Annotated in this window: 15 protein-coding genes and 8 tRNA genes; 16 read left to right on the top strand and 7 right to left on the bottom strand. The window is 43.5% G+C overall.

The genetic code is table 11. The annotated features are described in order from the left end of the window. Positions 1-48: 48 nt before the first annotated feature. The gene (locus AC4MCC_RS03630) at positions 49-924 is read right to left on the bottom strand and encodes a DUF1853 family protein (protein ID WP_491880197.1); all 876 of its coding nucleotides are present in this window, start codon (positions 922-924) and stop codon (positions 49-51) included. Between the two features lie 88 nt (positions 925-1,012). On the opposite strand from AC4MCC_RS03630, the gene AC4MCC_RS03635 reads away from it, so the two are divergent. The 11 genes from AC4MCC_RS03635 (at position 1,013) to AC4MCC_RS03685 (ending at position 3,862) form a co-directional block, all read left to right on the top strand. Further along, positions 1,013-1,450, top strand: coding sequence for a YbaN family protein (locus AC4MCC_RS03635; protein WP_419364563.1), 438 nt, complete (start codon positions 1,013-1,015; stop codon positions 1,448-1,450). Continuing rightward, entirely contained in the window at positions 1,447-1,959 is a 513-nt protein-coding gene (elsL, locus tag AC4MCC_RS03640; protein ID WP_419364561.1) for a cell wall-recycling L,D-carboxypeptidase ElsL, read from the top strand. Before AC4MCC_RS03635 ends, elsL begins: the two co-directional genes overlap by 4 nt. A 502-nt stretch (positions 1,960-2,461) precedes the next feature. Continuing rightward, a tRNA-Val gene (locus tag AC4MCC_RS03645) sits at positions 2,462-2,537 on the top strand. Between the two features lie 30 nt (positions 2,538-2,567). Then, a tRNA-Asp gene (locus AC4MCC_RS03650) sits at positions 2,568-2,644 on the top strand. Between the two features lie 49 nt (positions 2,645-2,693). After that, a tRNA-Asp gene (locus AC4MCC_RS03655) sits at positions 2,694-2,770 on the top strand. A 21-nt stretch (positions 2,771-2,791) separates the two neighbouring features. Next, positions 2,792-2,867: transfer RNA gene (locus AC4MCC_RS03660), tRNA-Val, on the top strand. 13 nt (positions 2,868-2,880) lie between these two features. Further along, positions 2,881-2,957, top strand: a tRNA-Asp gene (locus AC4MCC_RS03665). A gap of 30 nt (positions 2,958-2,987) precedes the next feature. Continuing rightward, positions 2,988-3,063: transfer RNA gene (locus AC4MCC_RS03670), tRNA-Val, on the top strand. Between the two features lie 23 nt (positions 3,064-3,086). After that, positions 3,087-3,163 (top strand) — tRNA-Asp (locus AC4MCC_RS03675). A gap of 87 nt (positions 3,164-3,250) precedes the next feature. After that, a tRNA-Val gene (locus tag AC4MCC_RS03680) sits at positions 3,251-3,326 on the top strand. 74 nt (positions 3,327-3,400) lie between these two features. Continuing rightward, positions 3,401-3,862: a DUF2750 domain-containing protein gene (locus tag AC4MCC_RS03685; protein ID WP_004784968.1), complete on the top strand. Its 462-nt coding sequence runs from the start codon at positions 3,401-3,403 to the stop codon at positions 3,860-3,862. Positions 3,863-3,880: 18 nt separating this feature from the next. Here AC4MCC_RS03685 and AC4MCC_RS03690 read toward each other — a convergent pair whose 3' ends face one another. The 4 genes from AC4MCC_RS03690 to yccS form a co-directional block, all read right to left on the bottom strand. Continuing rightward, complete coding sequence (locus AC4MCC_RS03690) at positions 3,881-4,675, bottom strand: YdcF family protein (RefSeq protein WP_419374785.1); 795 nt, start codon at positions 4,673-4,675, stop codon at positions 3,881-3,883. A gap of 98 nt (positions 4,676-4,773) precedes the next feature. Beyond that, positions 4,774-7,377 carry a PepSY domain-containing protein gene (locus tag AC4MCC_RS03695; protein WP_419364559.1) on the bottom strand — a complete coding sequence of 868 codons (2,604 nt, stop codon included), beginning with the start codon at positions 7,375-7,377 and terminating at the stop codon, positions 4,774-4,776. Between the two features lie 184 nt (positions 7,378-7,561). Next, the gene (locus AC4MCC_RS03700) at positions 7,562-8,122 is read right to left on the bottom strand and encodes a YcxB family protein (protein WP_004784963.1); all 561 of its coding nucleotides are present in this window, start codon (positions 8,120-8,122) and stop codon (positions 7,562-7,564) included. Between the two features lie 85 nt (positions 8,123-8,207). Then, positions 8,208-10,382 (bottom strand): YccS family putative transporter, encoded by a 2,175-nt coding sequence (gene yccS / locus AC4MCC_RS03705; protein ID WP_491885697.1) that lies wholly within the window; start codon positions 10,380-10,382, stop codon positions 8,208-8,210. Between the two features lie 145 nt (positions 10,383-10,527). Here yccS and AC4MCC_RS03710 point away from each other — a divergent pair, with 145 nt between their 5' ends. Beyond that, positions 10,528-11,739 carry a multidrug effflux MFS transporter gene (locus tag AC4MCC_RS03710; protein WP_491876582.1) on the top strand — a complete coding sequence of 404 codons (1,212 nt, stop codon included), beginning with the start codon at positions 10,528-10,530 and terminating at the stop codon, positions 11,737-11,739. Positions 11,740-11,816: 77 nt separating this feature from the next. On the opposite strand, the gene AC4MCC_RS03715 is transcribed toward AC4MCC_RS03710, so the two are convergent. Then, a complete protein-coding gene (locus AC4MCC_RS03715; RefSeq protein ID WP_491885698.1) occupies positions 11,817-12,524 on the bottom strand; it encodes a nitroreductase in 708 nt (235 codons plus the stop codon). Positions 12,525-13,452: 928 nt separating this feature from the next. Here AC4MCC_RS03715 and gltS point away from each other — a divergent pair. Both gltS and AC4MCC_RS03725 read left to right on the top strand, forming a co-directional pair. Next, entirely contained in the window at positions 13,453-14,691 is a 1,239-nt protein-coding gene (gene gltS, locus AC4MCC_RS03720; RefSeq protein WP_166137667.1) for a sodium/glutamate symporter, read from the top strand. A gap of 42 nt (positions 14,692-14,733) precedes the next feature. Beyond that, positions 14,734-16,209, top strand: a complete 1,476-nt coding sequence (locus AC4MCC_RS03725) for an alanine/glycine:cation symporter family protein (RefSeq protein ID WP_159123382.1) — start codon at positions 14,734-14,736, stop codon at positions 16,207-16,209. A gap of 53 nt (positions 16,210-16,262) precedes the next feature. Here AC4MCC_RS03725 and chrA read toward each other — a convergent pair whose 3' ends face one another. Further along, the gene (chrA, locus tag AC4MCC_RS03730) at positions 16,263-17,477 is read right to left on the bottom strand and encodes a chromate efflux transporter (RefSeq protein ID WP_491885699.1); all 1,215 of its coding nucleotides are present in this window, start codon (positions 17,475-17,477) and stop codon (positions 16,263-16,265) included. Between the two features lie 121 nt (positions 17,478-17,598). Here chrA and AC4MCC_RS03735 point away from each other — a divergent pair, with 121 nt between their 5' ends. Together AC4MCC_RS03735 and AC4MCC_RS03740 are read left to right on the top strand one after the other, a co-directional pair. Then, on the top strand, positions 17,599-18,594 hold the full coding sequence (locus AC4MCC_RS03735; protein WP_180052323.1) for a patatin-like phospholipase family protein: 996 nt from the start codon (positions 17,599-17,601) through the stop codon (positions 18,592-18,594). A gap of 333 nt (positions 18,595-18,927) precedes the next feature. Next, positions 18,928-19,104 (top strand): hypothetical protein, encoded by a 177-nt coding sequence (locus tag AC4MCC_RS03740; RefSeq protein WP_162835329.1) that lies wholly within the window; start codon positions 18,928-18,930, stop codon positions 19,102-19,104. Positions 19,105-19,378 lie beyond the last annotated feature (274 nt).

Consider the following 19,378-nt stretch of genomic DNA (forward strand, 5'->3'; position numbering starts at 1 on the left):
TAAAAAATATGTGGTTTTCATAGTGCTTCGGTTAATAAATGTAATGTTTTAAAAGGGTTTATGCGCAGGAAAGGGCAGCAGAAGCGGGCTGCGATACATATAAAAATCCTCTTGATCAGCCTTTTTATAAAGTCCATTTGTCCACCAATAGGGACTTGAACTGCTGATCTGCGCATTGGGATAAATCCATTCATGACGTTGCAAACGATAGAAATTAGCCGCTGGGTCGGGAATCTGCTGGCCCCATAATCCTATGCGACGTTGGGTATTAACCCAGCCAGGCAATGTCTGATCCGCACGATGTACTGGAAGATAAAGCTGGCCTTTTAACATGCAGAAACGCTGATCAATCTGCTGATCCAGAGCCTCATCAAACTGAAACTGTTTCTGGGTAAAATGCTTCATTTTACGGATTAAAGTATCGGTGCGGTTCAGGCCATACCAGTTTGGCAGCCTAAAATCGGCTTCTGCGAGGTAGTATTTCAGCGCCACTTCCCAATGTTCGGTCAGGCCAGTCTCTGTATTGAGTAACAGAAAATCCAGTTCACCCAGCGTTTTAGCGCCGTCAATTTTTTGAATGCTATGACCTAAAAGCTTATAAGGATGATAGGCATCATCCAGCAGCCAGAACCAGACCAGCATTTCAAAGCGCAGACCCAGTCGGGTGCTTTTAAGCTGCTGCACGAATTGCTCCAGCTCTTCTGGATGCTGGTCCAGATATTTCAGACGTGGATGATAATTTTGCAGGTGATGTTGCCAAGTCTCAAAATCATGTAATTCAAAAGCATGAACGACTTCGAGTTCGTCTGGAATTTGAGACAGAAGGTTTGGACTGCCGACAGCAAATGCCAGTTGCCGCACCAAAGGATGCTGATAATATTGCCATGCTTCTACAAGATGATGATTTAGACTGGAAAAGGGCATAGCACATCCTGTGAAAAGTGCACAAATACAACGGACAGATTTTAAAAACACTTTATACTACCCCTAATTTTGTGGGTAGGATCGATTTATGAAAATATTGTTTTGGCGAAGCCTGGTCGTACTGTTTGTCGTACTGGGCTTTATCGGTGCAATCTTGCCCGGCATGCCAACAACAGTATTTTTAATTCTGGCGGCTTGGGCGGCATCTAAAGGCTGGCCGCAAATGGATGCATGGCTGCTGAATCATCCAAAATATGGTCCGACTTTAAGAGCCTGGCGTGCCAATGGTACTGTGCCACGCAAGGCCAAATGGCTGGCCAGTATCATGATGGTCATCAGTGGCATTATCATGTTATTTACGACAGCACCGTTGGCAGTCAAAATCTTTACTGATGTGACCATGCTGATTGTGGCAATCTGGTTATGGCGTCGGCCTGAACCGGTTCAGGACATAATCCATCCAGAACACATGGCCACAAAGAAAGTAGAACTAGAAACTATTAAGACAGAGAAAGAGAAGTCATGAGCCATTTGCAGCTGGATCAGGCAGAAATCCTGATTGATCTCGCCCAACAAAAACTATATTTGCCAAAATATGATAAGCAGTACCTGATTTCTACGGGTAAGAATGGCATTGGTGAAACAGAAAATAGTGGCAAGACGCCTCGTGGCTGGCATAAAGTCGCTGAAAAGTTTGGCCAGCAGGCACCTTTAAATAGTGTGTTTATTGCTCGTCAAGCGACAGGTGAAATTTATAATGCAGAACTGGCACAGCAGTTCCCGCAGCGAGACTGGATTCTCAGCCGGATCTTATGGCTAAGTGGGCTTGAAGAAGGGTTTAACCAAGGTGAGGGCTGTGATACTTATCAACGTTATATCTATATTCATGGTACGCCTGATTCCGAGCCGATGGGTATTGCAATGTCACATGGCTGTATCCGCATGCGGAATACGGATGTGGCCGAGCTGTTTGAACTGGTGAATGAAGATGCTCTGGTCTATATTTCAGAACAGCCGCTGAATCTGACTGTTTAAATGACCTAAGAAGATTTGTAGTGGATTTAAAATTAATTGAAATATCTTTTATTTATGGATGTAAAAGTAAAAGTGGGCATGGATCAGCTATGTACTCTACTTTTATAGACAAATAGACTTAGAAACAGGATTTATAGCCCGCCAATAAAAGTCATCGATTTGTTTTTTACAGGGCTGTAAGCTTTTAAAATAAAGATTACAGGATCACAACGTTGCGGTGAGTTGGGCTTTGTATAATCTTTCAGCAATACTGAAGTCTGTTGTATGTTCAGGTCTCAATTTTCATGAGTAAAACCGTAAAAATCCGGCTTTTAGTTTTAGAGAGTATCCTTAAAAAATCGGTATAGACTTAAAAAATAAACAAAAAGTGTTGTTTTTTTTAACAATCAACCTATTTTTTAATCACTCACACCGAAAAAGCAGAAAACAGTCAGAAAAGCGTTTGACAGTCTGTGAAGATTCTCTATAATGCACCTCATCAAGCGATGAAGTCGATTTGAAAGGGCGCTTAGCTCAGTTGGTAGAGCGTCTGCCTTACAAGCAGAATGTCGGCGGTTCGATCCCGTCAGCGCCCACCAAGCTTCTTTCAAAGTTGAGACACTTATAGTGCAGCGGTAGTTCAGTTGGTTAGAATACCGGCCTGTCACGCCGGGGGTCGCGGGTTCGAGTCCCGTCCGCTGCGCCACTTTAAGTTCTTGATGAATCGTTTGCCACAATAGCGACATTGTGTAAGTGCAGCGGTAGTTCAGTTGGTTAGAATACCGGCCTGTCACGCCGGGGGTCGCGGGTTCGAGTCCCGTCCGCTGCGCCATTTACATGATAGACCTTTTGAGGGCGCTTAGCTCAGTTGGTAGAGCGTCTGCCTTACAAGCAGAATGTCGGCGGTTCGATCCCGTCAGCGCCCACCAGATTTTTTGTGATGCAGCGGTAGTTCAGTTGGTTAGAATACCGGCCTGTCACGCCGGGGGTCGCGGGTTCGAGTCCCGTCCGCTGCGCCATCCTAAGAATCAAACAGTTTGACCCTTTAAGGGCGCTTAGCTCAGTTGGTAGAGCGTCTGCCTTACAAGCAGAATGTCGGCGGTTCGATCCCGTCAGCGCCCACCATATCTTCTAAAGATATACGCGATGCAGCGGTAGTTCAGTTGGTTAGAATACCGGCCTGTCACGCCGGGGGTCGCGGGTTCGAGTCCCGTCCGCTGCGCCATTTTTCATTCCCTGATGTGAAAAATGTGTTTCAAGCAAGATTTTCTTTCTTGCGTCATAAAAACAACAGTGTTGTTTTTATTCCTCAGGGCGCTTAGCTCAGTTGGTAGAGCGTCTGCCTTACAAGCAGAATGTCGGCGGTTCGATCCCGTCAGCGCCCACCATATCTTTCTTGCCTAAATCCTCAATATTTCATAGAATTTGAAGTCTATAATAATTTGAAGATTTCAGACTATCTATGAGAAATCCATATCAGCGCAAGGCAGCGATCAAATCGCAAAATACTGCCTACGATCCGCTACAAGTTTATAAAAATTTTATTGAAGCTATTGTTGCCCAAGGTGGCATTTTTGCACTTTACCAAGAGGGTTGGGCTTTATGTGCTACGCCGACAGGACAGCGTGCTTTCGCAACCTGGCAAAGCAAAGGTCTGGCCAGACTACTCATTAAAGATAACTGGGCCAATTACCAGATTCAGGAAATTACCCTCAAAGATTTTGTTGAAAAGGTCATTCCTTTCTTACGTCAGGAAAGCACTATTGTGTCATTGGATCTGACACCGGAAGGGCAGAATATTCTGGTTGCGCCTGAAAAACTTTTGCTGGATCTTAAAAATTACCTGTATCAGGTCTATGTACAGAAACCTGAACTATTCAAAAATCCAGCGATCCCTTCGCCAAGGCATATCCGTTTAAATTAATTTAGTAATTTAAGTCACTTATTTAAATAGTGAATATTCATTGAGTAGCCAGCCGCTCAAAAAGGCAAAATATTCTCTTAACCAGGAGTTATAGCGCAGATAAAGGGGAGTGCTGGCACTCAAACTAATCACTTGTTGATAACCTTGGTGTCTGGCAATGGCACGAGCACGAGGACTATGAAAATCACTGGTTGCAATCGCAATCGGATCATTTTGACTTATATTTTGTTGTTCCAATATCACTTGAGAATACATCAGGTTTTGAGCAGTACTTCTGCTTCGATCTTCAAGTTGAATGGGGTTGATGAGTTCTGGGTAGGCGGTGTTGATATAGTGTTGCATGACTTCAGCCTCACTTTGCCTTTCCCGATAATTACGCCCACCTGTCATAATCATTAAAGCATCTGGATAGTGTGCGGCATATTTAGCTGTAATATCCAGACGGCTTTTTAAGATGGGTGAGGGTTGTCCATTCGTAATCCCGCTGCCTAAAACCAGAATAGCGGCAGGAGACTGTGTAGATTCATTTGAATGAATGGACATCTGGATATAAGCGAAGAAAACAGCAACACTGATCATCCAGAGTAGAAATCCAGCCCAGAGACTGTTCCAGAACCAGATTCTAAATCTGGAATGCTGTTTCCAGCGTTGAATGTTTGAAAAGAGCAAAGCATAGAGGATCAGTGCTACGCTAATGAAAATTGGCAAAAGAACACCGAAATGTCTTTGTCCCTGACTCATTAACCAGAGGCTGTTTATGCCAAGGATCAAACCAAAGATCAGACTGAGACTTCGTTTAAGTTGGCTGGATATTCGGATATTCATATTTTTATTAATCTTCTTATCTCTTCTTCTATATTATTAATAAAAAAACCGGGCATGAAGCCCGGTTTTTTATAGATCAGCTGATCTTAATATACATCACGACGATAACGACCATCCAGACGTAATTGATCTACTGTGCTTTCACCGAGAATATCAATCAGAGCCTGATCGACATCGCTGGCCATGCCATTAATGCTACCACACACATAAATCACGGCGCCTTGAGCGACCCAGAGTTTCAGTTCTTCAGCTTGCTCACGCAATTTATGATGCACATAAACTTTTTCCTGCTGGTCACGAGAGAAAGCAAGGTCCAGTCGTTTTAATGTACCCATTTGCAGCCAAGCCTGAATGGTTTCTTCAAAGAAGAAATCATGTGCACGCTGACGCTCACCAAAGATGAGCCAGTTTTGAGTATAGTCCTGACGGTTACGCGCACTGAGTAAACTCATCAAACCTGCGATTCCGGTACCATTACCAATACAGATAATCGGACGGTTATCTGCAATCAGATGGAAAGATTCATTCTTGCGAATACGCAGGGCAATCGGTGAATTTAAGGCAGTATGCTGTGTTAACCAGCCTGAGCCCAGACCTAACTGACCTTGTGCATCGGATTGCTGGCGTACGACCAGACGTAACACTTGCTGACTTGGAATACTGGCAATCGAATATTCACGTGTAGCCAGAGCCGGTAATTGCTGTAATAGCTCATCTACTGAATCAAAAGGATCAACCTGAGTCAGGTCACGATCCCAAAGTGCCTGTTCGATACTTTGCTTCAGAGAAGGCACCTGTGTACCCGCGGCAATACGGTATTTCTCTATAAATGCACGGATACGTTCAGGGCTGTTTCCTGGTTGGATTTCGGCAATATCGCCTGCCTGCCACACGGCTTCATGCTGTGGAACCAGTTCAATATTGAACGCAGGTGCCCCCAGACTGTCTGGATTCAGTAATTCGCGTTTGCTCAAAGTCCATTGATCGAAGGTTTTATCGATACCCATATCCTGCAATTCAAACTGGGTCACATGGGCAAGGGCATTGGTCCATTGCTGGATATGCTCATTATTGGCATTATCCACTTCAATGGTCTTGAAGAGCTGCTTGGCACCATTCTGTTGTAACCACTGGTCGATCCGATGACCAAAGCTGCAATAGGTATCAGGATATTCCTGGGAGCCTAGAGCCAAAACTGCATAATTGAGATGATTAAGATCCGCTTTGGCAGACAAAATTTTCTTTTCAAAAGAGGAGGCTAGGTCAGGTGCTTCACCTGTGCCATAAGTACTGGCTACAAATAGAACCTGTTCTGCTTGTTGCAGATCTTCAAGGCTTAGTTGCTGTACTGCTTTAACGCTGACAGGTTGACGTGCTTCCTGTAAGGCAGTAGCTGTGCGCCATGCCAGTTGCTCAGAAACACCTGTTTGTGAGGCATACGCAATCAGCCAAGGCTTAGCATTTGGATCCAGAGGCAGGGCAGTTGCGCCTTGGCGTGCAGCCAGAGTAAGTTTTTTCTGCTTGCGACGTTTCAGATAGAGCATCCAGCCAGTCACGAAGAACAATGGCATTAATAATGCAGCAATCATGACCAGGAACTGGTACACAGGACCAAAGAAGCTGCCACGGTGTACCGGTAACATGCTGCTCATGATTTTTTCATTGAGCTTTTTATCTTCATAGAGCTGGACTTCGGTAAATTCAGCACTGCGATAATTATAAGTCGCATTGTTGCGGGCACGTTCATGTTGTGCCACAGGGTCAACAAAACTCAACTGCATTTCACCATCCGGTTTTTTTGGCAGGTTAAATGTCACAGTCGAATATTTGCCTGCAAATTGAGTACTGAAGCCAGTCCAGCTCTGATCCAGCGCACGTGAAATACTTTCTGGGCTCATGCCAGCTTCTTCACCACCTTGGCGACCTTCACCTCGCATTTCACCAGTGCCACGAGGACCGCGTTCACCACGTGGCCCACCTTCGCCGCGACCGCCATTGGCCTGCATTTCTGGTTGTGGACGTTCTACGCCCAGAACTTTATACATACCATCACGCCACCAGCCATAAGACCAGGTAAGACCGGTACAAGCCAGAATCAGGTAGAAAATCACCACCCAGGTACCCACCACTGCATGCAGATCCCAGATAAAATTACGGCCTTTCAGTTGTGGTTTCACTGCCAGCCACTGCTTGATCGAATGACGTTTTGGCCAGCGTAAATACAGGCCAGACAAGACGAAAAAGATCAGCATCAGGGTACAAGCGCCGGTAATCTGTTTACCGACGGGACCTACTGTTAAATTACGATGTAACTGCTGTACAAACTGGAAGAATTCACGACCTTTAATTTCAGGTAATACTTCAGCTGTGTAGGGGTTGACCATCATGTTATAACCACGACGTGCTCCCTCTTTTACAATATTGACCGTACTGGATGCACTTGGATCCTGTGTGACGGTAATACTGTTAATTTTCATTTCAGGATTTTGGTTCTGGAAATGTTGATACAGCTGGGCAGGGCTAAGCTTATCTCGCTGTTGAACCTGTACAGTATAACTGTCGCTATTCATCCATTTTAAGATTTGCGGTTCATAAGAATAAATAGCACCCGTGACTCCCATAATTGAGAGAATCAAACCTGCAGTAATCCCCAGAAACCAGTGGATTTGGAAAAATGTCTTTTTAAACATGATGGTCAGATTTATGGTGGTATGTGTAAAAGTAGGCAAATTATAACTGAAGAATCAGAACAAATTATAGATTATGATGATAATATTTATTCTCATTATCATTTGTGTCGATGAGTCGGATAAAAGATAGACGTAAAAAAACCTCCATGTCGAAACAGGAGGTCTTTTAAAACCGGGATATGTTTTAGATTTCTTTTGGTGCGCCCACTTCCTCTTGCAGATGCTTGCGAATGGTCGCGAAAGAGAAATTTTTACTGTCTAAACGTTTAGGTAGGATATAAGCACCTTGCTGACCTTTGACTTTAAAATTGATCAGCATGAATTCTGGCGTGTTATACCATTCATAAATGTCTTTCCAGCCAATAGCACCCACACCTTCCTGCATGCCCATTTTCTGGCGCATCACGATACCATGCGGTTGCACGCCCAGACGGATACCTTTAATTTCCTGTACCGGAAATTCATTCATCTTGCGTTTAACATACCATTCCAGACCGAAAGTACGGATCAGGTAATACAGTACTACACAGACAATCGCCACCCAGCAGATAACTGTTGAGTAGTTCTTGATCAGGATAATTCCCAGAATAGACAAGGCAACAATAGCACCCATGATCAGCCAGGCTTTCATGCCAATTTTATTGGTACTACGCCAGATCATCAGCTGAGCATGACGTTGCTCAGCTTCTGAAATTTCATAGTTCACAGGCTGTAGGGTATAAGCGTATAAATTTTTCGCGGTCATAATGAAATTAACAGATTTAAAACTGTAAAAAGTTTAGCATTAATTGTGCTGATTCAGTGAGTATATTGTTCCAAAATCGGCCAAATTATAATGAGGCCAATTCAGTAGCCTGTTCATCACGTTCGTGACTCAAAGTTTGCTTTAACTGACTCAATTGCTTCAAGATACTAAACATTAAAGACAGTTGCTGCAAAATGATCAATGGTTTCTGGTCTTCTTCCTGCTGTTGTGACAGACGCTGACGAATATTCTGGATCATATTCTGGGTGCTTAGGTCAGGGACTTCATCATAAAGCAGGGCACCACGAATATTTTCTAGGGCTTGATCCAGCAAGTCCAGCACATCCTGATCCTGAATTTTTTCACGATGCGCACCCAGCGCGGCAATATAACTGATAAAAGTATGATTCAGGCACAGGAACTCAAAAGCCTGTGATTTTTGCACTGGGTCAAAGTCAGGTTCAGTGGCCAAAGTTGAGATCAGGGAAGCCACTTCCGCATCGGTATTATGAGCTGCACGACGTACCACGCGGTAGGTCAGGCCATTATTCCGTCCAGATTTATACTGTTCGATTACTTCACTCAAGTAGTCACATTCTGCCTGCAGGCTACGGCTAATGCTGCGTGGCAAGCGACGGAATTTCCAATCCGGGAAGATAAAGCTCACGCCAAACCAGGCAATCGCACAGCCAATCAGGGTATCAATCATACGTGGAATAGCTGCGGCAAAGCCCATACCGTCCAAGTTAAAGTTGATCAGGGCCAGAATGGTAATGAAGGCAGTGGCCTGTGCATACTGTTTACTACGTAATTCAAAGAACAGAATCCCACTCAAAATCAGCAGCAATAATTGTCCTTCGACAGAAGGAATAAAGTACAAAATGGCATAACCTAAAAGAATACCTGCCAGTGTTCCAACGATACGTAAACGTAAGCGGCGTTTGGTGGCATTGAAGTTAGGTTGGCTGACGAATAGAGCGGTCAGCAAAATCCAGTAACCATACTCAATATCGGTCAGCTGGACAAAGATATAGCTGATTAGTAGCACAATCGACAGGCGAATAGCATGACGGAACAACACGGATTCAGGTGTCAGATGCTGCTTGACCCGAATCTTGATATCTTCCCAACCTTTCAGGTCGTCATCTTTGAGCTGGTTTTCAATATGTTTAGCACGATCAAATTTGATATTACGTTCAGTTTCCAGGTTGCGTAACTGCGCATCAATGGATTTCAGGTTCTGGAATAAGGCAAATAGGGCATTGATCCAGACCTGATCATACTGCTGTTCTATACGCAGTTTTTCCAGGGACAATCTCAGGTTTTCAAAGGCATGTTTGAAGCGTTTATTATGTTTATAGGTTTTGCGTTGCTGAATGCTTTCACTCAGGTCTTTACAGGCTTTGCCCTGAATCGACAGGATGCGCTGAAAACGGAACAAAATGTCGCTATGTTCAAAAATTTTGGCCAGTTTCTGATAATCAATATGCGCAGAATCGGCACGCTCGTGAATATCTTGTGCCACAAAATAGTATTGCAGGCTACGACGGGTATCTTTCTGACCACGGTCACCTTTCAGGCGGGTCAAAAGAACAGTCTTCATTTCATTAAAAATTGAAATCAGTTTGCCATTTTCCAGTGACAGCTCGATCATGCTTTGCTGATAACTTTTTGCCGTCATATCAACATCGAACAGATTCGATTTGGCATAAAGGAAATCACCCAGAGAGGCATAGCATTTGGCCAGATTATCCTGTGCACGTCGCGCCGGGAATAGCAGGAAGCTGAGGGTCGACAAAAAGCCATACCAGACTGCACCAATCAGCAGTAAGCTCGCCTGTTGATACCATCCATCAAATAGTTCAACCCCCAGCATGGAATAGACAGAAATCACCAGACAGCCATAGGAAATCGTGGCATAACGTCGACCAAGCGAGCCAAGCAGAATCAGGACAATACAAGAAACAATGAGGGCAGAAGCAAACAGCAGCGGATAAGGAAATAACAGATAGACTGCCACTGCGGTAATGAAGAAGCCTAAATAGGTATAGAACAGATTCAGGATACGCACGGAAAAGCGGTCATCAATATCGCTTAAACCTGCGGCCACCACCCCCAGAGTTAGTGGAATAGTCATTAACTGCTGTCCCATGAAATAGGGAACGAAGGCAGTGCCTGCAAAAGCGATCAGCATACGCAGGTTATACATCAGGGTCGTATTATAAGTCGCGTGCTTAAGACGATTGAGCCAAGATTTCAACGGTGATCCTTTCTCTTGCAGTCTCTGCTGCAAAGCTGAATATACATATGAGAAAAAGTATATTTATAACTTTTAATTTCCATGTAAATCATACTATGCGCTATGTTAATTTGTCTGCCTACTACGCATTAAAATCTTTAATTACATGAACTCCAATACGACAGCACCACGGCCTTATGCCATGTCCTGGATTATTTTGCTGGCTTCACTGACTGCACTTGGTCCTTTATCCATTGATATGTATCTCTCTGCCTTGCCAGAAATGGCAGCGGATTTTGGTGTCAGTACCCAGATGGTCTCCAATAGTCTGCCAGCTTATTTCCTTGGACTGGCGGTTGGGCAGTTGCTATATGGCCCGATCAGTGACCGGATTGGACGTAAGCCACCACTTTATTTTGGATTGTGCCTATATATTCTGGCCAGCCTGCTGTGTATGTTTGCACAGAATGAATGGAGCCTGATCGCAGCACGGGTATTACAAGCGTTAGGAGGATGTGTAGGAGTCGTGGTTGCCCGAGCAACCATTCGTGATCGGCTGGATATGCAAGCGGCTGCACAGGCCTTTGCCAGCATGATGATTGTAACGACCATTGCACCGATTATTGCGCCAAGTCTCGGCGCATGGGTACTGATGTTCTTTGAGTGGAATATTATTTTCTTGGTGCTGATGGGCTGTGGTTTGTTTAGTCTGGTCTGTGTGCATTTTTTCTTTCAGGAAACCTTACCTCCGGAACGCCGTCTTAAACTGAATTTGCAGCAGGTATTGAGTTTATATCGAACTATTTTTCAGGATGAAAGTTTCAGACGACCGATGCTGGTGGGCTGTTTTTCTGGGGCAGTGATGTTCTGCTATATCAGTGCTTCTTCAGCCATTCTGATGGATCATTATCATCTGACCGAGCAGCAGTTTGCTTATGCTTTCGGGGGGAATGCTGTGGGAATCATGCTATTCTCGACCATGAATAAGCATCTGGCCCAATATCTTTCAGTATTAAGTCGTTTAAAACTAGGTGCTTCTTTACAGGGAATCGGTGTCTTGGCTTTACTGGTTTTAGGCTATCTGAATATTGAATCTGTTGTCCTGGTTATGGCGGCCTTATTTGTTGTTGTGGCTTCAATTGGTTTTGTGGGACCGAATGCGATGGCGCTGGCCATGGCAGAGCAGGGTGCGCGTGCCGGGACCGCCAGTGCGATTATGGGCAGTATGCAATTTGCCTGCGGTTTGTTGGGTGGAGTTTTACTGAACTTTATGCTGTGGGATGCTTTATTCAATATGGCCTTGGTAATGGCAATCTTTGTGGTTATAGCCTTTAGATCTGTATTGAAATTAGAACTACCTATAGTTAAACAGAGATAAGGAGCTGCAAGACTTCTATCTCTGTCAGACGATCCAAGCAGCTCAAAGTTGATGCTTGGATCATGGCTTATCTAATCTTATTCATCTACAAAAACGGCAAATTCCTCTACCGGGACACGTGGGGTAATAAAGGTATTTACGATATGGTCTGGATCTGCATAGCCTAGTGACATACCACAGACCAGCTCTTCATCTTCACCTGCCCCTAATACATCCAGCACGATGCTATGAAAATGATTCCAGGCAGCCTGCGGACAGGTATCCAGACCACGTGCCTTGGCGGCCAGCATCACGTTCTGAATCATCATGGAAATATCCATTTTTGAACCTATGCCTAAATCTTTATGCAAGGTAAAGAACAATCCTACTGGAGCATCAAACAGTTCAAAGTTACGCAGGTTCTGGCGCGCCATTTTTTCTTTTTCGCCTTTCTGGATATTCAGCAAACCATATAAGCCCCAGCCATTTTCACGGCGTCGGTCGATATAGGGAGAGAACCATTGTTCGGGATAATAGGCAAAGGTTTCTTTATATTGCTCGGCCAGTGCCGGATTTTGATAAAGCTCCATTTGCGCCTGACAGACACGCTGCACCAGCTCGTCACGTTTTTTCCCGGTTAACACATATACTTTCCATGGCTGGGTATTGGTCCCTGAAGGGGCACGACTGGCCACAGTCAAAATGTCTTTGAGCATGTCGGTACTGACCGGCGTATCCAGAAAAGCACGAACCGAATGCCGGGAAGTGATGGTTTGGTCAACAGCACGAACGAGGTTTTGATCCATTTTAATTTCCAATCTCATATCCTTAATGATGGTGAACTGACTATAAACCAAACAAACCCTGTCGGGCAGGGGGTAATTTTAGTTTCAAAGTGAATTGTGATGATTAATGAAAATCACATGAATAAGAATGTACTCAGGCGATATACAAGTTATATAAATAGCCTAAGAAATTTATTGAATGCTTGAACAAAACTGCTTCTAAAAAGGAAACTAATACTTTAGATGCTGATATCTTGAGCAATTAATATCAATGGCTGGAACTAAAAGGAAAGTTGAAAACAAAATAGAATGATTAAAATTCAATCTTAAAAATAAAATTAAATATCCGTTTTTACTTTCAATTAATATTTTATTTCGATTAAAATTTGGGGGTAGTAAACTATAAAAAATAAGAAGTTATAATTATTTTTTATATATTCGCTAACTATAGTTAATAAAAAACAATAAAACTTTATACAAAGAAACAGCATAATGTGCGACTTTTCAGTTGAATACATGCATTTTGAAGAAATAATGAAGATTGCATGGTCAAGCTCTATTTGAAATACCATTATTCCAAATGACTTGATGAACTCAGTTAGGTTAAAAGCACTCATGCAGCAATTCATGCTGGTTGAGAAGTAAAAAATATAGGTTGGATGTTATCGCTATGAGTTGCACGCTGAGATGAATTTACGCATCTGGCGTAGCTTATGCGATCAGCAAAAGGCCATTTTTCGCTTTTATAAATCTCTCACTGAATATGATCATCACGATGATATTCATAAGTTTGAAACAGATGCGGAATGCTTTGTTAATTCTAAAAGCGATGGATGAATGAAGAAGATGATAATTACATGGGGTTATGTAAGGTTTTCTTCTGTGGAAATGAATCGCAGCATGACTTTTAGAATGACAAAAATTCAGAACCATCTTGGACAAAAAAATTATGGATTTTACTTTTAACGCATTTTATACCCTGATCGCTGCAGTAATTGTCTTATTACTGGGCCGGTTTCTGGTGGATAAAATCGATTTTTTAAAACGTTACAACATTCCTGAACCTGTTGCAGGTGGTCTGGTTGCAGCGGTTATCTCTCTGCTGGTTCATTCGTTCTGGGGCTATAGCATTACTACGAGTGCAGAGCTGCAAACCAGTTTCATGCTGATTTTCTTTGCGTCAATCGGTTTAAGCGCGAACTTTGCCAAATTGCGTGAAGGCGGGATCGGGCTGGTGATCTTCCTGGTTGCCATCTCGACATTTATTGCACTACAAAATGCAGTCGGTATGGGACTGGCAAGCTTGTTAGGTATTGATCCTCTGATTGGTCTGATTGCCGGTTCGATTACCTTGACTGGTGGACACGGTACTGCTGGCGCCTGGGGTGAAATTATGGAGGTTGAGCATGGTATTCAGGGAGCTCTGGCGCTCGGGATGGCAAGTGCAACCTTTGGTCTGATCATTGGTGGTGTTATCGGTGGACCTTTGGCGAAACTGTTGATTAACCGTCATAATCTTGCTGTGGCACGTACCGATCAGCAAATCGAAAAGCGTGACAATACGCCAATGGACAGCACGACAGATGAATATGTGCAATTTGAATATCCACATCGTGTCCGTCTGATCACCGCCGATAATGCCATTACCACACTTGGTCTGTTTGCAGGCTGTCTGGCATTTGCAGAACTGATGACTGGCTTCAGTAAAGATACAGTATTTGAACTGCCAACATTTGTATGGGCACTGGCAGGCGGTGTGATTCTGCGTAACGTGCTGGAAGGCATCCTGAAAATCCAGATCTTCGACCGTGCGATTGATGTGTTTGGTAATGCTTCATTGTCGCTTTATCTGGCCATGGCGCTGCTGTCATTAAAACTATGGCAACTGGCGGATCTGGCAGGACCATTGATGGTGATTCTCGGTGCACAGACCTTGACCATGGCTTTATATGCAGCATTTGTCACTTTCCGGGTAATGGGCAAAAACTATGATGCCGCAGTACTGGCTGCAGGTCACTGTGGTTTCGGGATGGGTGCAACCCCAACGGCAGTCGCCAATATGCAGGCGATTACCAATATGTATGGCGCTTCGCATAAAGCCTTCCTGATCGTTCCATTATGTGGTGCTTTCTTCGTTGACTTGATTAATGCCACGATCATCCAGATGATCTTGAAATTTTTCGTCTAATTTTAGGCTTGATAATGAGTCATAAGCTCATAAGGATATGACATGAATGATCAGCTAAATGAAACCTTACTGGGCTGGGTCGATGCCTTAAATGGTCCACTCTGGGACTTTTTGGTGGTGTTTCTAGTCGCAGTCGGTATTTTGTATACGATCATGACCGGTGCAGTACAGATCCGTTTATTCTGGCACAGTATCAAAGTCATGAAACGTAGTCGTGGCAAGGTCGATGATGACCATGGTATTACGCCGTTTCAGGCCTTTGTAACAGGTCTGGCTAGCCGGGTCGGTGTGGGTAATGTTGCAGGTGTTGCCATTGCGATTGCTGTCGGTGGTCCAGGTGCTGTGTTCTGGATGTGGTTTACTGCATTTCTGGGAATGAGTTCTGCTTTTGTAGAATCATCATTAGCCCAGTTGTTTAAAGTTCGGGATAACAAGAATCAGCAATTCCGCGGTGGACCTGCCTATTACATCACTCAGGGTCTTAAACAGAAATGGCTGGGAATTGTCTTTGCAATTGCGCTGATTACGACTTACGGCTTTGTGTTCAATGCCGTGCAGGCCAATGCGATTACTGGTGCAACCTCACATGCCTGGGGCTGGAATGAAGCCAATCTGATGTTGCCATTAGGCGGTTTCGATCTGGAAGTTTCCTGGATTGGTCTGGTATTAGTCTTGATTACGGCCATGATTATTTTTGGCGGGATCAAGCGGATTGCAAAAGTTGCTGAAGGGGTGGTTCCTTTCATGGCAGTCCTTTACCTGGGTGTAGCTTTATATATCGCCGTCATCAATTACGATATGTTACCGTCTATTTTCCAGCTGATCTTTAGCAAAGCATTTGAGTTTGAAGCGGCTGCGGGCGGTTTCTTCGGTGCCATGATCTCGATGGCCATGATGATGGGGATTAAGCGCGGTTTATTCTCGAATGAAGCGGGGATGGGTTCAGCACCAAATGCGGCGGCTGCCTCTGACGTGAAACATCCGGTGAATCAGGGTCTGGTTCAAATGCTTGGCGTATTTGTAGATACTTTCGTGGTGTGTTCATGTACCGCCATCGTGATTCTGGTTTCTGGCCTTTATGAAAATGCCGGTTTTGAAGGCGTAACCTTGACCCAGATGGCACTTGAAAGCCAGATTGGTGCTTGGGGGGATGATTTCCTGGCTTTGATTCTGTTCCTGTTCGCCTATTCTTCTATCATTGGTAATTATGCCTATGCAGAGGGGAATATCCAGTTCATCAATAATAACAGCAAGGTCATGTTTATTTTCCGGTTGCTGGTATTGTTTATGGTGTATTTCGGCTCGATTGCCAGTGTACCGTTGATCTGGAATATGGCGGATCTTTTCATGGGTGTCATGGCCAGTATCAACCTGATTGCGATTGTGCTGCTGATGCCATTTATTTTGATGCTACTCAAGGACTATACCGGTCAGCTAAAACGTGGCATCGAGCAACCAGAGTTTAAGCTCGATGATCATCCGAAATTTAAAGATAAAGTTAAATCAGATATCTGGTAAGACTTGAGCAAAAAGCCCCGACTGGTTCGGGGCTTTTTTATGAGCTTAAATTGTTAGAATGACACAAAATTAAGATAGCTTTGATATAGGATAAAGCCAGCAATCAGGCTGAACCAGACTGGTAATTTCGAGCGTAACAGTAAAATCATCACGATGACAAAAACCAGATCAGACCAGAAACGAAAATATGCCTGAGAGAGATCAATCAGTAAATATAAAAGCAGACCCACCACTGCTGCATTAATCCCGCTTACCGCCTGAAAAATAATACGTTGCTGCATTAACCATGACCAATAAGGCAAAGTAGCAAAAATTAGAAAAAATGAAGGCAGGAAAATGGCACAGGTTGCTAACAGTGCATTAATCCAGGCTGAACCTGTCCAAGGCAACAGAGCACCGACATAGCTGGAAAAACTAAATAATGGACCCGGCATCAATTGGGCAAATGCATAACCTAGATCGAAAGATTGGGACGAAAGTAAATTGGTCGCCACAAAGTCCTGATGCAGCAAAGGCAGAATGACATGCCCGCCACCAAAGACCAATGAGCCAGTTCGATAGAAATCAGCGAAAAATGCGAGTTCAGGCCAAGAACCAGATTTGACTAGTAGAGGAATCAGGAAAAACGGTAATAAAAATGCGATGAACCAGTAGGGTGCATGATGTGGACAAATATAACTTGAGTGAATGATAGATGAATTTGAAGCGGGCTTATTTTCCTGAGGAGAATTGGAAAATTTTGCCATTACGAGGCCAAAAACCGCCCCCAAAATAATGACCAGTAGCTGGTTCAAACTGATACTAATGAAGCTCAGGATCAGGACTGAAATAAAGACCAATACATATTGCCAGACGCTCTTGCAGAAGCTATTGAGCATTTGCCAGAATGCCCAGACGATTACAGAAAAAACGATCAATTGAATGCTATGAAAGCTGTTTGAGTTTAGAATATGGAAATAGTGCTGACCGAGTACTGCGATCAAGCTCATCAATAGTGCCGAAGGCAGGGTGAACCCAAGCCAGGCCACGAATGCCCCAGCATAACCCCTTTGCAGATAGCCAATTGAAAGGCCTACCTGACTGCTACTTGGGCCGGGCAAAAGCTGCGCTAATGCAACCAGCTGGCCATATTGTGTCGCATTTAACCACTGTAACTGGTCGACAAATTTACGGTGAAAAAACACCAGATGCGCCGCCGGTCCACCGAATGCCATACAGCCCAGTTGCAGGAAGGTGAGAAAGATCCGGTACAGGGAAGGTGTATTCATACAGTGGCTGAAAATTGAAAGACATTAGTGCAACTGTATGACAGTTTTACGAAATTCTACAGATTATTTAAGCATGTGTTTATACACTATGCTGCTTTAACAAAATGAGGACGTGCTCTGCATGCAGAAATATGTACTGAGTATATTGGCGATGACAATGGTAGGTCTGAGCGGCTGCCAAACGACATCTGGTTTTAATCAACCTAACTCTAGTCATATTAAATCTGCCAGTTCAGTAGCAGAAGCCCAGGCACGTCCAAACCAGATCAATTTCCGCAAAATCAAGCAAACAGAAAACCGTCCGGTGATTGCACTGGTTCTTGGCAGTGGCGGTGCGCGTGGCTATGCGCATATCGGTGCGATTGAAGTATTAGAACAGGCAGGCATACAACCTGACTTTATTGTGGGAACCAGTGCCGGCAGTATTGTTGGTTCCATTTATGCCAGTGGTAAACCAGCGATTGAACTGCGTAATATTGCATTAAGCATGAAAGCGACTGATGTTCGCGACATCAAGCTGGACCGTAAAGGCTTTTTTGATGGCAAAAAAGTTGAAAATTATGTGAATTTGCAAGTGGATCAGACGCCTTTGCAAGCCATGAAAATTCCGATGTTTGTGGTAGCCACAGCCTTGAAAGAGGGTAAGCGGGTAGTCTTCAATTATGGTAATACTGGTCAGGCAGTACGTGCATCTGTTTCTATTCCAAGCATGTTTATTCCGACTGTCATCCAGAAAAAAGAATATGTGGATGGAGGGCTGGTCAGTCCGGTGCCAGTTAAAGTAGCTCGTGAATTAGGCGCTGATATTGTGATTGCTGTCGATATTCTGGCGCAGCCAATCCATACTGAAACCACCAATGTCTGGGGCCTATTCAACCAGAATATTAATATCATGCAGCAACGTTTAGCTTCTGAGGAACTGCAATACGCCGATGTTGTTATTCAGCCAGACTTACGTGAAAAAGGTCATATCTTTGATGTACGCGGCAGAGAATTGACCATGGATGCCGGGATTGAGGCGGCTAAACTCAAGCTACCAGAAATTGCCCAGGTCTATCAGAAGCATAATTACAGCCAGGGTCATCAGATTCCATTGCTGTTGGCACAGCAACAATAGTTTGCTCTAAGATTTTTAATAAAATATTTATTTTTCAAATAGATGTATAAGTATATTTACCGCTTTTCTCAATCGAGGGAAAAGCGACTTATTTTTGCTCATCGTTTTTAGAGATGAGCTGATGTTTTCTACCTATTGAAAGTCACTTAAAGCCCAAGTTTCTATGGGAAATAAATATTTGAATTATAAAACTATAGCGATTTTATGAATGTATTTTAAGGCTATTTTTTGATTTTAACAAAATTATTCACAGACTTAAGTTAAACAACTGTTCAAAAGCTTAGAAGATCATGACAGAATAAAAATCGACAGATTAATAAATGTAAAAGCCATATGAATCACATCGAAATTGGCCAGCAAGTCACACTAGCTCAGTTTGAAAATACGATTTTTACTGTAACTAAAGTTCATCCCGATGGTTCTTTTACCGTTGAAACTATATTGCATGGCCAGCAGACTTTAAGTTATGAGAATGTGGCGCGAGAAATGTTGAGGCAGGTGCCTGCCTAATTCGAGGTTATTTTTTGTTAATGCATACGGTTTTCTTAAACCGAGTTCTGCATGCTTAATGAAAAACTTCTTAAGCGCAGTGCATGGATTCGAGAAAATAATTTACTGGATAAATTCCTGTTTATTTTATAGTTACTGAAAATAACTTTCTGATGATTTCTATGAATCCTCAGAGGAATATCTTTTTTTTTGTATGGAGAAAAATTTCATATCAAGAATTATGATGTTTTATTTGCCGAATTGAACATTTTATTTAGACCAAAAACGCTATAAT

This window comes from Acinetobacter sp. CAU_H_56, from assembly GCF_058599425.1.